This is a genomic window from Clostridium gelidum (genome assembly GCF_019977655.1).
GTDB classification, from domain to species: domain Bacteria; phylum Bacillota; class Clostridia; order Clostridiales; family Clostridiaceae; genus Clostridium; species Clostridium gelidum.
Genome location: NZ_AP024849.1, coordinates 4084925 through 4098250, shown reverse-complemented (window position 1 = coordinate 4098250; position 13326 = coordinate 4084925). Strand labels below are relative to the sequence as shown.

The window sequence follows — 13326 nt, the reverse complement described above, 5'->3', positions numbered from 1 at the left end:
CAATGAAGTATTTAATAATTGGAGGCTCTAAAAGTGGTAAATCTGAAGCGGCAGAGAAAATAGCATTAACTTTAAATCAAGATAAGGTCATATATATTGCAACTATGAAACCTTATGATAAAGAAGATGAAGAAAGAATAAAAAAACACATACAAAATAGAGTGGACTTAAATTTTATAACGTTAGAAGTACAAAGAAATCTGCATGAAATAGTAAATAGTATTAATTATAATGATACAATATTAATAGATAGTATTACATCACTTTTGACAAATGAAATGTTTATAGGAAATGGGATTATAAAGAATCCTTCGGTAAATATATTGAATGGACTAAAACAAATTATGTTGAAAGCTAAAAATACTGTTATTGTAAGTGACTATATATTCAATGATGCTATAAAATATGATGAAGTATCTGAAACTTTTAAAAAGGAATTAGCTATTATAAATAAAGAATTAGCAAAGAGTTGTGATAATGTTATAGAATGTAGCTTTAGTAACATAAGATATATTAAATATGAGGAGAAAACTATTTTATGAAGAAACTATACAAAGGATTTATAATGGCACTAAGTATGTTTACAGTACTTCCAACACCATATATTGAATGGGATGATGATGGTGTTAAAAATATGATGAAATTTTATCCCACCATAGGGCTGATAGTTGGGATTATATGGAGTGTAATATATTATTTAATTAATATTTTAAATGTTTCAATTGTTTTAAAAAGTGTAATAATTATGATAGTACCATTTTGTATTACAGGAATGCTACATTTAGATGGTTTTATGGATGTTTGTGATGCAATTCTCTCAAGAAGAGATAAAGAAGAAAAACTTAGAATATTAAAAGATTCTACAATAGGAGCATTTGCAGTAGTATCATTATTAATTTTATTTTTTTTGCAATTTGGAGGGATGTATTCTGTTTTAGAAAAAAATATTCCATTTTATATAATTATATTAATTCCAATAGTAAGTAGAAGTGTTGTAGCATATTTTCTATTAAGTAGAACAACAATAAAAGAAAGCACTCTTGGAACTTATTTTAAAAAAGGAACTAATATTCAAGATAAAATAATTATGATAGTTTCAATAATAGTAATGATTATAATTTCCTTTATTTTGTTACGATTTTATGGGATAGTGTTAGTTTTATTAATAACACTGGGTATTACATGGGCAGTAGAAAAATGCAAAAAGGAATTTGGTGGGATATCAGGTGATGTAGCTGGATTTGCTTTAGTTGTAGGTGAGGTAATAGGAATATTAACTTTGGGAATAATGTTATAGTTTTTGAGGTGAGGATTAATGATACTAATTTTTGGTGGAGCTTATAATGGAAAATTAGAATTTGCAAAGGAAAAGTATGATATAGATAATGAAGGTGTATTTTTCTGCACTGATGAACATTTAAAGTTTGATAAAAAGGTTTTATGTGGATTACATATTTTCACAAGAGCTTGTGTTTTAAGAAATATTAATTCACTAGAAATTTTAGAAGATAATATAAATTTCCTAAAAGATAAGATAATAATTTGCGATGAAATAAATTCAGGAATTGTTCCAATGGATAAGTTAGATAGAGTTTGGAGAGAAGAAACAGGTCGCGCATTACAGTTTCTAACAAAACATTCTTCTTCAGTATATAGAATATTCTTTGGACTGCAAGAAGAACTTACTCAGAGAAGGTAGTGAGTCGAGAAAGTAGGTAATAATTTATGAATGAAATTAAATTATATTTAATTAGGCATGGAATAACAGATTGTAATGAAAAAAATTTATATTGCGGAAAAAGTGATGTTGATTTAAGTAAAAATGGAATTCGTGACTTAATAGAAAATGCAAAAAAGATTAAATATCCAAAATGTGATTTTTATTTTACAAGTGGAGCAAAAAGAGCAAATCAAACTCTAGAAATTCTTTATCCTAAAAATAATTATAGTATATTAGAAAAATTTTTTGAATATGATTTTGGGGATTTTGAATTAAAGTCATATGAAGATATAAAATTATTAAAAGAATACATAGGTTGGATAGATGATAAGGAAGGAAATATAAAATGTCCAAATGGAGAAAGTAGATGTGAGTTTAGAAAAAGAATTAAAGAAGGATTTACAGAACTCATAGAATATGTTGTAAAAGAAAATATAAAAACAGCATTAGGAGTAACTCATGGTGGAAGTATAGGCATGATATTAGAAATGCTATATGATGATAAAAAGAAATTTTATGAGTGGCAACCTAAAAATGGTGAAGGATATGAATTAACTATAATTGTATCTGAAAATGCAGAATTTAAAATAGATAAAGTATCTCAAATAAAATAAGAAACCATAGCACTAGTTATTTTATTTCAGATACTAAAGAAATTATAAGGAGACCTATATGATTGAATTAAGCATAGGATTTATTTTAGATTTAATAATTGGAGATCCTAACAATCCATTTCATCCTGTCAGAGGAATTGCATATGTTGCAAGCAAATTTGAAATGATATTTAGAAGGATTTTAAAAAAGTATTTAAAATTTGCGGGACTTATGACTTGGATATTCACAGTTGCAATAACATTTGTAATTACATTTGGAATTGTAAATGTAGCTAAGAAATTTAATATTTATTTTGGTATTATTTTAGAAGGGATTTTAATATATTTTTGTATAGCATCAAAAGGACTTGTGGTTGAAGGGTATAAGGTAATAAAATTTTTAATACATGATGATTTAGATGGCGCAAGAAAACAACTATCGTTTATTGTAGGACGTGATACTGCAAATCTAAGTAAACAGGGCATAATAAAAGCAGTTGTTGAAACCATAGCTGAAAATATGGCAGATGGTATTATAGCACCTTTATTTTATGCAGGAATTTTTGGTGCACCATTAGCTTTTGTATATAAAGCAGTTAATACTTTAGATTCAATGTTTGGATATAAAAATGATAAATATATGGATTTTGGATATTTTCCAGCTAAATTAGATGATGTTTTTAATTATATTCCAGCTAGGATAACTGGTTTGTTAATAGTACTAGCCTCTGCAATATTAAGATATGAATATAAAAATAGTTTTAAGATTTATAAAAGAGACAGATATAATCATACAAGCCCCAATAGTGCTCATCCAGAAGCAGCAATGGCTGGAGCACTAAGAGTACAACTTGGAGGATCAAATTACTATTTTGGAAAACTTGTAGAAAAGCCTACAATAGGTGATAATCTTAAGGAAATTGATATTAAAGATATTCATAAAACGGCTAAGGTTCTTTACTTATCTTCAGTAATGGCATTTGTACTTGCTTTAGCACTTAGAGAAATAATAGTAATATTGTGTGGGTAGATAAAATGGTTGTATAATTTAAGGGATGTGAAAGAAAATAACAAGTCAAAGACGCAAAATAGACTAGAATACTGAATTGTTATTTATTTGAACATCCCTAAATATAAATTAATTGTACAAGGAACAAAGGAGGGCGATTATGGCAAGTTTTGGTCATGGTGGTAATGCTAAAGAAATAAGCAGATCAAATAAAATAGATTATGATAAAATACTTGATTTTTCAGCTAATATAAATCCACTTGGAATGCCGCTTAGTGTAAAGAAGGCAATTATAGAAGGTTTAGATGAAGCTCAGAAATATCCTGATATAACTTATTTTGAACTTAAAGGTGCAATAGGAGAATTTGAAAACATAAATAAAGAAAATTTAATATTAGGAAATGGAGCCGCTGAAGTTTTATTTAATGTAGTTAGAGGAATTAATCCAAAGAATACACTTATTTTAGCACCCACTTTTTCAGAATATGAAGAAGCAACAAAAGCTGTAAATGGGAATATTATTTATTATAAATTAAAAGAAGAAAATAACTTTTATATACAAGAAGATATTTTAGATAATATAAATAGTGAGTTAGATTTAATATTTATATGTAATCCTAATAATCCAACTGGAGTTATAACTTCAAAGGATTTGCTAGTAAAGATTTTGATTAAATCAAATAAAAATAATGTTATAGTGGTAATAGATGAATCTTTCTTAGATTTTATAGAAGGAAATTTATCCATGATTTCTTACATAAATGAATATGAAAATTTAATTATAATAAAATCATTAACTAAATTTTTTGCACTTCCAGGTATAAGGATTGGATATGGAATATGTGGTAATATATTATTAAAAGAAAAAATAGAAAAAATATCTCCAGCCTGGAATATAAATATTTTTGCAGAAATAGCTACAAAAACTGGAACTTTAGACGAAAATTACATTAAGAAATCTATAAAATATATAAGAGCTGAAAAAGAGTATTTATATAATAAATTAAAAGAAATAAACCAGCTAAAAGTATATGAGCCAAGCGTAAATTTTATTTTATTAAAGATTCATATAAAACTAGATCTTAAAGAAGAGCTTTTAAAGAAGAACATCTTAATACGAAGTTGTAGTAATTATGAAGGATTAGATAATAGTTATTATAGGATTGCAGTAAGAACTCATGAAGAAAATACAAAATTAGTAACGGATATAAGAAATATAATTGAAATATATAAAAATGAATAGTAATATAAAAATATATTAAATGCAAAATCAAGTGGTCTATGGATAGCATCAGTTGAAATTAATTAAGAAAGTAAAACTGTGAGGTGAAATAATATGAATAAAGAAAAAGTTGTAATTTCATTTAGTGGAGGTAAGGATAGTACGTTATCTTTATATAGAATGATTAAAGAAGGTTATGAAGTAATTGGACTTTTAGTTACATTTGATGAGCAAAATAATTCATGTTTTCATAGAATACCAAAAAATATTTTAAAAGAAGTATCAAAACAATTAGAAATTCCACTAATTGAAGTAGATTGCAGTGGTGGGAAAGTTTATGAAGAAGAATTTGAAGATGCATTAAAAATTTCAAAAGATAAGGGCGCAGAAATTTGTGTGTTTGGAGATATAGATATAGAAGCTCATAAAAAATGGTGCTTAGATAGATGTGATGTAGCAGGAATTAAAGGAATGTTTCCTTTATGGCAAGAGAATCGAGAAAAATTAACTAATGAATTCATAGATTATGGTTTTAAGGCTGTAATTAAAAAGATAAATTTAAAGACACTCGGCCAAGAATTTCTCGGTAAAGAATTAAATAAAGATGTTGTCAATGAAGTTAAAAAATTAGGCTGCGATCCAAGTGGTGAAAATGGAGAATATCATACATTAGTATTTGATGGCCCGATATTTAAACAAAGGGTTAAATTTAATAAAGTTAATAAAGAGATAACAGAAGAATTTGGATATTTAACAATTGATAATGTATAAACAAGTATTAAAAATCTAATCTAAATAATTTAATATTAAGAATTTGGACATTGGCAATTGAAAATTTTAATTTTACAAGGGGGATATAAATGAATAAGACAAGTATAATGTTTTTGGGGACAGCATCCTCTGTTGGGAAAAGTACTTTAGTAACAGCGTTATGTAGATACTTAAAAAATCAGGGCTTAAATGTAGCTCCTTTTAAGGCTTTAAATATTTCATTAAATTCTTATGTTACAAAAGATGGATTAGAGATGGGAAGAGCTCAAGTAGTTCAAGCAGAAGCTTGCAGGATAGAACCAGAGTCTTTAATGAATCCAGTTTTAGTAAAGCCTAGTGGTGATTATACACAAATAATAGTAAATGGAAAAGTTTATTGCAATATTGATCCATATAAATATAAAGAACTTAATAAGGAATTAAAAATAAAAGTAAAGAAATCTTATGATAAATTAAGTAAAAAACATGATATTATTGTCCTAGAAGGGTCTGGGAGTTGTGCAGAAATAAATTTAAAAGATAGTGATATTTCTAATATGGCTATGGCAGAAGTTGCAAATGCACCAGTAATTTTAGTTTCAGATATTGATAGAGGTGGAGTTTTTGCATCAATTGTTGGAACAATTATGTTATTATCAGAGGAAGAAAGAAATAGGGTAAAAGGTGTAATAATAAATAAATTTAGAGGTAATATAGATTTATTTAAACCTGCCATGAAGCAATTAGAAGATATTATAAAAATTCCTGTTCTTGGAGTTATGCCTTATGAAAAATTCGATATTGAAGATGAAGATAGTGTAACTGAAAGAATTAGGAATAAAGAGGTAGATGGAACTCTAGATATTGCTGTTATTAGGCTTTTACATATGTCAAACTTTACTGACTTTAATATGATTGAAAGAATGCAAGGAGTAACAGTTAGATATGTTACAAATCCTAATGAATTAAAAAATCCAAATTTAATTATAATTCCTGGAACAAAGAATACAATAGATGATTTAAGATATATAAAAGAAAATAAGTTATTTGATAAAATAAAAGAATTAAAAGAAAGTGGGACACCTATATTTGGAATATGTGGTGGTTATCAGATGCTTGGGAGTTTTGTTCTAGACAAACTAGGTGTAGAGGGGAATATTTCACAAGAAGATGGATTTGGTTTCCTTGATATAAAAACAAGATTTAATGAAACAAAAATTACAAAGCAAACAAAAGGTGAGATTTTATGCGATCTTAAATTAGTAAGATCCATAACTGGAAATACAATAAGTGGTTATGAAATTCATAACGGAATAAGTAAAATAGGAAAAAAAGCAATTCCGTTTATAAAGGATTTTGACGGAAATATTATAGGGGTATGCGATGCGGAAAAAGTGGTTGCAGGAACTTATCTTCATGGTATATTTGACACAGAAAATTTTATAAATTTATTTATAAAATCTCTTAAAGAAAGTAATGACATAATAATATCAGAAGAAGCAATTATAGAAAAGGTAACTGAGTATAAAGACAAGGAATATGATAAATTATCAAGGCTTTTTGAAGAAAATGTTGATATATCTAAAATTAAGGAAATAATAAAATTGAAAAATTAGGGGTGGAGCTGAATGCTAACAGCTACTGAAGAGAGATTATTAAATTATATAGAAACTCGTGCCAGGGAAAATGTTAAGGGAAAAGCTTTTTATAAGATGACAGACATATTAGAACATGCATTTTGGATATCTGAAGAAAAGTCATATGAGGTTTTAAAAAATATAATTTCAAGAAAAAATGTAGGGAATTCCAAAAATGAAATTATAAATGAATATATTGATATGTTGAAAAAGGGATATGGATCGATTCAAGAACAAGTTGATGTATTTGGAGGAGACAAAGTATCAAGTATAATATATACTGCAGAAAGAAGATTAAAAAACTATGAGGGTGGAACATTTTTTGATGTTCTTAGGGATATTTATAAGATTTCAGATGAAGAAATAATGGAGATTACAGAAAAGTATTTAGAATTTTTAAATTCACCATCATTTGTTTTTAGATTAGAAAAAGAGACTTTCCATAAGTTTTTAGAATCAGATATGGAAGAATTAGATAAACAATTTGATAGATTTGTTAACTTATGAAGAAAGATTTTAATACCATTGATTGTATATAAATTAGGAGGGTAATTAATTATGATAGTTGGAAATCAAGAATTATTTAAGTATATAGAAAGACGTGCAAAATATAATGTTAAGGATAAAAAGTTTTTTAGAAACACAGATATATTAAAAGAAGCATTTTTAGTATCTGAAGATACAGCATATGAAATACTAAAAGATATAATGTCTAGAAAAAACATTAAAAATACTAAAGAGGCAGTTATAGAGGAATATATGAATATGTTAGGAGATGGATATGCCTCTTTAAAAGAACAAATGGAATTGTTTGGAGGACATAAATTATCTGCTATAAAGAAAGAAGCAGAGCTTAGATTTAGAAAATTTAAGGAGGGTACTATTATAGATGTTCTTAAAGATGTTTATAATGTAGCAGAGGAAGATATACCTTCTACACTTATGAGATACATGGATTCTTTAACAGCTCAAGAATTTGCATTTAAAGTAAATATAAATACTTTTTATAAATTTCTAGATGACAATATGGATGAATTAGACAAACAAGCAGAAAGATATGCACTTTAATTTAAGGCACATGAAAATAAATAACAAGTCCAAAGTTGCCATGAATATTTTTCATTAAAAAATGATTTTGTGTGAATCGCTTACTCAAGAAGAGTGTAGCGAGTCGAGCTTCATTTATGATGGAAAATAGGCTGGCAAATGGACTCGTTATTTTTTTAATTATGCCTAATGTAAAGTAATACAATAAAATCAATAAATTCTTCATATAAAAACTATAAAGAAATTATTGATTTTAACATTTTAAATAACATAAGCCAGCATAATTAAGTAATATAAAAATGAATAAATTAATTTATTTTAAAACCCTAATTATTGCCAATAGTATAAGTAGTACTCCTGAAAGCCAAGATAATTCAAGATGTACCTTTTGAGAAAATTTTCGTCCAAGATATACGCCTAGGGATACACAAAGCATTCCTATAACAAAGCATAACATTAGAACTTCCATATAATTGATATTGCATAAGCTAGAACCAAATCCAACTGCAAGACTGTCTAAGGATAAGGCTAAAGCTAAATAAAATGATTCTTTAACATTTAAACATTTAGAGTTATCAAAGTCAGCTTTAATTTCGTCTGCATAAACCTGCAAAATAAATTGAAAATCAAAAATTTTGAAGGTTAGTGGAGACGAAGATTTAGAACATTTTGATATATATGCTTTAAAAATATACTCAAATAATCGATATATTCCAATAGCCATTAAAAGTAAAAATCCTAAAATTGTAGGGAGATTGCCAGGAAGAAAGCTTTTGAATATAGATCCAATCAATAAAGAGCAAGCAAGCGTAAGAGTACATATTAAATTTATTATTATTGCAGATAAAGGTGGTATACGAATTTTAGAAGTACCATAAGCAATGCTTGCAACAAAAGAATCTATACATAAAGAGGACACTAATAATAAGGACTCAAGCATAAATATTACCTCATAAGTTTCTAGATACAATTTATATTATGAAAAAATACTACTTTTAGTTACAAAATTAGAGGTTTTTTAGTTATAAAATTAGAAGCTTTATAGTAATATTAAATAGGACTAGTATATACAACAGATTTAAAATAAGTATTCTATGTTATAATTTAAGAAAGATCAAATTACATAATATTTGTATGTAAAATAAAAGCAAATGAGAATGCAGTAATATATATACAAGTATAAGAAAATATTATTACACAAATGGAGGAAAGAACATGTACAAACTAATTGCATTAGATATGGATGGAACATTACTTACTACGGATAAGAAAGTTTCAGAGAAGACTGAAGCAGCTATAAAAGCAGCAGAAGCTAAGGGCGTTAAAATAGTATTGGCTTCTGGAAGACCCTTGACTGGATTAAATAGATATTTAGAGGAACTAGATTTGCTAAAAGGTGAAGATTACGTACTTAGCTTTAATGGAGGATTAGTTCAAAATACTAAGACTGGAGAAATTGTATCGAAGGTTTCTCTAAAAGGTTCAGATTTGAAATACATATATAAAATAAGTAAAGAACTTAATATTAATATTCATGCTTTTTCTGCAAAAGATGGATTAATAGCACCTAAGACTAGTAAGTATACAGAATATGAAGCAACAATGAATGGAATTGATTTGAATATAAAGGATTTTAATGAAGTTGATGATGAGGAAGATATCATAAAGGTTATGATGATAGATCCACAAGACATATTAGATCCAGCTATAGAAAAACTACCAAGTGAGATTTATAAAATGTATAGCGTATTTAAAAGTTCACCATTTTTCTTAGAATTTACTCATAAAGAAGTAGATAAGGGGCTTGGATTAAAAAAGCTTAGTGAATTTCTTGGTATAAAGAGAGAAGAAATAATTGCTTGTGGAGATGCGGGCAATGATTTTTCTATGGTTAAGTATGCTGGACTTGGAGTTGCTATGGGAAATGCAATTGCAGAAGTTAAAGAAGTAGCTGAATTTATTACTACATCAAATGATGAAGATGGAATAGCAAAGGTAATAGAAAAATTCATTTTAAATGATTCTATATAGAAATATTTATTTTTAAAGCTACTTTTAATGGGAATATAGGAGAATATATTAGAAATCATAGCTAAAATAAAATTATATATATCATCCCTAAATTTTGAAAAACAGCTACAAGCTATATAGATTAATGTAAAGAATACGAATATAATAGATAGGTATGCAAAAATTGTACATCTATGGATTCAGAACGCAACAACAATAATTCTAAAAGTAGATTATGAATGATAATCCATATTTAGAATTATGGGGGAAATGATAGCCATTTTAGGGGGATAAGCTATGAGACTAGTTCCAATTGAAAATGTGAGGCCTAATACAGTACTTGGAAAATCATTATATGATATTGATGGTAGAATTTTGCTAAGAGCTGGAGTGGTTTTAAGAGAAAATACAATTGCAAAAATAAAACAAATAAATATTTTATCAATATATATAGTTGATAAATATAGCGATGAAGAAGTTGAAGATATTATTAAACCAGAATTAAGGCAAAAGGCAATTATAACTATAAAAGAAGCCTTTTCTAATATAGGACGACTTAATAAAACTAAGCCAGAGAAGAATGGTGAAAATGATTATACATGGCAAGAACAAAGTTATTTCTACAATATAGGTAAAATGGCAGTGAATTTGATAGATGATATATTAAATCATAAAGATGTAATGCTTGCACTAGTTGATATAAGAAGTATGGATAATTATATGTATTCTCACAGCGTAAATGTTTCAGTAATAGCCCTTACAATAGGTATGGCATTTAAATTGCCAAAAAAGAAATTAGAAGCTCTTTGCATCGGAGCTTTAATTCATGATATTGGCAAATCATTACTTCCGAAAGAGGTTTCAGATAAACAGGATCAATTAACTGAAGATGAAAAAGAAATAATGAAGCAGCATCCAAGACTTGGATATAAATATTTATCAAGTACATATAATATAAATAGTTTAAGTAAACTAATTGTTCTTCAACATCATGAGAGACCGGATGGAAAAGGATATCCAGATGGAATAAGTCAAGATAATATTATTGATTTAAGTCATATTGTAAGTGTTGCAAATGCTTATGATAATTTATCAACAGACGTGCCAGGAAAAAGAGCAATGTTTCCAAGTGATGTTTTAGAATATTTAATGTCATATGCAGGAACAAAGTTTGATTATAATATAGTTAATACTTTTTGCAGAATAGTAATTCCATATCCAAAAGGAACTATTGTGGAAATTAGTACTGGAGAAATAGCTATAGTTGAAGAAACAACTCCAGGGTTTCCTTTAAGGCCAACAGTAAAGATAATAGATGGCCCAAGAGTAAGTAATATAGGTATTAAGATTGATTTAATTAAAGAAATCTCTATAGTTATTAGTAGAGTAAAATATGAAATATAATAATTTTAGAAAATTATAAATACCCAAAGCGCATTGTTCGCTTTGGGTATTTATGTTATTCACAGATGTCTATAAATTTAAAGTTAACAACATCAAATAAACCTTTATCTGTAATTTTTAACTCTGGTATTACTGGCAAAGATAAGAAGGAAAGCGTCAAAAAAGGATTGAAATTAATACTTGGAGCTATTATTTTAATTGCAGAATGAAGATTTTTTAAATCAGATTCAATTTCAGTATATTTTCTACTCGTCATAAGCCCACCAATTTCAAGCTTAATATGTGCTAGAACAGTCTCATCTTTAACAACTATTATACCACCGTGCATTTTTTCTAATTCTTTAGCTGCAAATAACATATCTTTATCATTTGTTCCAGCAAGAATTAGGTTGTGTGAATCATGAGCAATGGTAGTTCCAATTGCACCTTCTTTAATTCCGAGACCCTTTAATATTCCAAGACCTATATTTCCAGAGGCCTTATGTCGTTCTATAACACAAATTTTTATTAAGTCATCTATGGGTGAAAACTTAAAGAATTCACAGTTAGTATCTTTCATTGAAGCAATATCAGAAATATTTAACTTTAAGTGAATGCTTTCTAGCTTGTTTGGGATTATTGAAATTACATTTAATTTGTTGGATTTATTATTTGGAATATTAATTTTAAAGTTATATTCACTTAATGTTGGAAGATTTACATAGTTATCGCATGTATGATTTATGCATGAGTGATTAGTTAAATCATCTTTACAATTGATAATTTCACCATCATTTACAACAAGTATTCCTTCTTTATAAACCTGAGATATTTTAAATTCTTCTAAATTATCTAATAAAACAAAGTCAGCAATATAGCCAGGAGCAATTGCGCCTTTGTTATTTAACTTGTATAAATTAGAAGGGTTAATAGTTGCCATTTGGATAGCTGTTTCAGGTCTTAATCCAGTCTTTATAGCATAAGTAATTGAACTATTAATTGAGCCGTTAAGTTCAATATCATCTATATGTTTATCATCAGTACAAATACAAAATCTATTGCTATTGTTTTCATTAACTGCTGGCAATAATTCTTTTAAATTCTTAGCAACACTACCTTCTCTAATTAAAATGTACATACCACGTCTGACTTTTTCAAGAGCTTCTTTTGCATTATTACATTCGTGATCTGTCAAGATATTAGCGCTTCTATAAGTATTTGTCATCATAGGCGTTAAACCTGCTCCGTGCCCATCAATTACTTTGTTGAAAGTCATAGCATCATAGATTTTATCAATCATATTTTCTTCGCAATTTGATACAGCGGGGTAATCCATAACTTCAGCCAATCCTAAAACTTTATGATTTTTATAAAAGTTCTTTAAGTCTTTAGCAAGTAAAGTTGCACCAGAACTTTCAAAGCTAGTTCCGGGAACACAAGATGGAAGCATAAAGTATACATCAAAAGGAATTTCCTCTGATGCATCAAGCATAAAATTTAGACCATCAGTACCCATTACATTTGATATTTCATGAGGATCTGCAATTACAGATGTAATGCCGTTTATTAAAGCTACTTTATAGTATTCAGCAGGTGTAACTAAACTTGATTCTATATGGCAATGGGAGTCAATAAGACCAGGACAGATATATTTGTTAGTACCATCTATATTTTTCTCACCCTCATACTCACCAATGCCTACAATATAACCATCTTTAATACCAACGTTATCTACAAATCTATCTTTATTAAAAACATCAATTATAGTTATATTTTTAATCACTAAGTCACATTTTATACTTCCGCTTGAAGCCTTAATGTGATTTACTAGTGTTTGTTTATTCAAAATAAGTGCCTCCTTGTTTTAAAGTTATAATTATTATATTCAATAATTAATATTAACTTATGTTTTTTCTGGTGAAATGATTTTGATTGAACTTCGTTCTTTTTTTATC

14 protein-coding genes are annotated in these 13326 nt (G+C 27.4%); 12 read left to right on the top strand and 2 right to left on the bottom strand.

What is annotated here, in order from left to right:
• The first annotated feature begins 2 nt into the window (after positions 1–2).
• From psyc5s11_RS18825 to psyc5s11_RS18780, 10 genes are all read left to right on the top strand, one after another.
• Positions 3–542 carry a bifunctional adenosylcobinamide kinase/adenosylcobinamide-phosphate guanylyltransferase gene (locus psyc5s11_RS18825; RefSeq protein WP_224034022.1) on the top strand — a complete coding sequence of 180 codons (540 nt, stop codon included), beginning with the start codon at positions 3–5 and terminating at the stop codon, positions 540–542.
• The gene (locus psyc5s11_RS18820; RefSeq protein ID WP_224034021.1) at positions 539–1297 is read left to right on the top strand and encodes an adenosylcobinamide-GDP ribazoletransferase; all 759 of its coding nucleotides are present in this window, start codon (positions 539–541) and stop codon (positions 1295–1297) included. Before psyc5s11_RS18825 ends, psyc5s11_RS18820 begins: the two co-directional genes overlap by 4 nt.
• Before the next feature lie 18 nt (positions 1298–1315).
• Positions 1316–1699, top strand: coding sequence for a bifunctional adenosylcobinamide kinase/adenosylcobinamide-phosphate guanylyltransferase (locus tag psyc5s11_RS18815; protein ID WP_224034020.1), 384 nt, complete (start codon positions 1316–1318; stop codon positions 1697–1699).
• 26 nt (positions 1700–1725) lie between these two features.
• On the top strand, positions 1726–2334 hold the full coding sequence (locus psyc5s11_RS18810; RefSeq protein ID WP_224034019.1) for a histidine phosphatase family protein: 609 nt from the start codon (positions 1726–1728) through the stop codon (positions 2332–2334).
• 58 nt (positions 2335–2392) lie between these two features.
• Entirely contained in the window at positions 2393–3343 is a 951-nt protein-coding gene (gene cbiB, locus psyc5s11_RS18805; RefSeq protein WP_224034018.1) for an adenosylcobinamide-phosphate synthase CbiB, read from the top strand.
• 139 nt (positions 3344–3482) lie between these two features.
• Positions 3483–4565 (top strand): threonine-phosphate decarboxylase CobD, encoded by a 1083-nt coding sequence (gene cobD, locus psyc5s11_RS18800; protein ID WP_224034017.1) that lies wholly within the window; start codon positions 3483–3485, stop codon positions 4563–4565.
• Between the two features lie 93 nt (positions 4566–4658).
• Complete coding sequence (locus psyc5s11_RS18795) at positions 4659–5315, top strand: Dph6-related ATP pyrophosphatase (RefSeq protein ID WP_224034016.1); 657 nt, start codon at positions 4659–4661, stop codon at positions 5313–5315.
• A gap of 89 nt (positions 5316–5404) precedes the next feature.
• Positions 5405–6910, top strand: a complete 1506-nt coding sequence (locus tag psyc5s11_RS18790) for a cobyric acid synthase (RefSeq protein ID WP_224034015.1) — start codon at positions 5405–5407, stop codon at positions 6908–6910.
• 12 nt (positions 6911–6922) lie between these two features.
• Positions 6923–7438, top strand: coding sequence for a hypothetical protein (locus psyc5s11_RS18785; RefSeq protein ID WP_224034014.1), 516 nt, complete (start codon positions 6923–6925; stop codon positions 7436–7438).
• Between the two features lie 51 nt (positions 7439–7489).
• Positions 7490–7999 carry a beta/alpha barrel domain-containing protein gene (locus tag psyc5s11_RS18780; protein WP_224034013.1) on the top strand — a complete coding sequence of 170 codons (510 nt, stop codon included), beginning with the start codon at positions 7490–7492 and terminating at the stop codon, positions 7997–7999.
• Positions 8000–8291: 292 nt separating this feature from the next.
• Here the strand turns inward: psyc5s11_RS18780 and ytaF are convergent, their stop codons facing one another.
• Positions 8292–8918, bottom strand: coding sequence for a sporulation membrane protein YtaF (ytaF, locus tag psyc5s11_RS18775; protein ID WP_224034012.1), 627 nt, complete (start codon positions 8916–8918; stop codon positions 8292–8294).
• A gap of 275 nt (positions 8919–9193) precedes the next feature.
• Here ytaF and yidA point away from each other — a divergent pair, with 275 nt between their 5' ends.
• Both yidA and psyc5s11_RS18765 read left to right on the top strand, forming a co-directional pair.
• Positions 9194–10009, top strand: coding sequence for a sugar-phosphatase (gene yidA, locus psyc5s11_RS18770; RefSeq protein ID WP_224034011.1), 816 nt, complete (start codon positions 9194–9196; stop codon positions 10007–10009).
• A 276-nt stretch (positions 10010–10285) separates the two neighbouring features.
• Positions 10286–11392 (top strand): HD-GYP domain-containing protein, encoded by a 1107-nt coding sequence (locus tag psyc5s11_RS18765; protein ID WP_224034010.1) that lies wholly within the window; start codon positions 10286–10288, stop codon positions 11390–11392.
• Positions 11393–11447: 55 nt separating this feature from the next.
• On the opposite strand, the gene ade is transcribed toward psyc5s11_RS18765, so the two are convergent.
• Complete coding sequence (gene ade, locus psyc5s11_RS18760; RefSeq protein WP_224034009.1) at positions 11448–13217, bottom strand: adenine deaminase; 1770 nt, start codon at positions 13215–13217, stop codon at positions 11448–11450.
• Between the last annotated feature and the right edge of the window lie 109 nt (positions 13218–13326).

Bases quoted from the DNA above. Each gene is read 5' to 3' on its own strand.
- psyc5s11_RS18825 (WP_224034022.1), top strand. From the start codon at position 3: ATGAAGTATTTAATAATTGGAGGCTCTAAAAGTGGTAAATCTGAAGCG.
- psyc5s11_RS18820 (WP_224034021.1), top strand. From the start codon at position 539: ATGAAGAAACTATACAAAGGATTTATAATGGCACTAAGTATGTTTACA.
- psyc5s11_RS18815 (WP_224034020.1), top strand. From the start codon at position 1,316: ATGATACTAATTTTTGGTGGAGCTTATAATGGAAAATTAGAATTTGCA.
- psyc5s11_RS18810 (WP_224034019.1), top strand. From the start codon at position 1,726: ATGAATGAAATTAAATTATATTTAATTAGGCATGGAATAACAGATTGT.
- cbiB (WP_224034018.1), top strand. From the start codon at position 2,393: ATGATTGAATTAAGCATAGGATTTATTTTAGATTTAATAATTGGAGAT.
- cobD (WP_224034017.1), top strand. From the start codon at position 3,483: ATGGCAAGTTTTGGTCATGGTGGTAATGCTAAAGAAATAAGCAGATCA.
- psyc5s11_RS18795 (WP_224034016.1), top strand. From the start codon at position 4,659: ATGAATAAAGAAAAAGTTGTAATTTCATTTAGTGGAGGTAAGGATAGT.
- psyc5s11_RS18790 (WP_224034015.1), top strand. From the start codon at position 5,405: ATGAATAAGACAAGTATAATGTTTTTGGGGACAGCATCCTCTGTTGGG.
- psyc5s11_RS18785 (WP_224034014.1), top strand. From the start codon at position 6,923: ATGCTAACAGCTACTGAAGAGAGATTATTAAATTATATAGAAACTCGT.
- psyc5s11_RS18780 (WP_224034013.1), top strand. From the start codon at position 7,490: ATGATAGTTGGAAATCAAGAATTATTTAAGTATATAGAAAGACGTGCA.
- ytaF (WP_224034012.1), bottom strand. From the start codon at position 8,918: ATGCTTGAGTCCTTATTATTAGTGTCCTCTTTATGTATAGATTCTTTT.
- yidA (WP_224034011.1), top strand. From the start codon at position 9,194: ATGTACAAACTAATTGCATTAGATATGGATGGAACATTACTTACTACG.
- psyc5s11_RS18765 (WP_224034010.1), top strand. From the start codon at position 10,286: ATGAGACTAGTTCCAATTGAAAATGTGAGGCCTAATACAGTACTTGGA.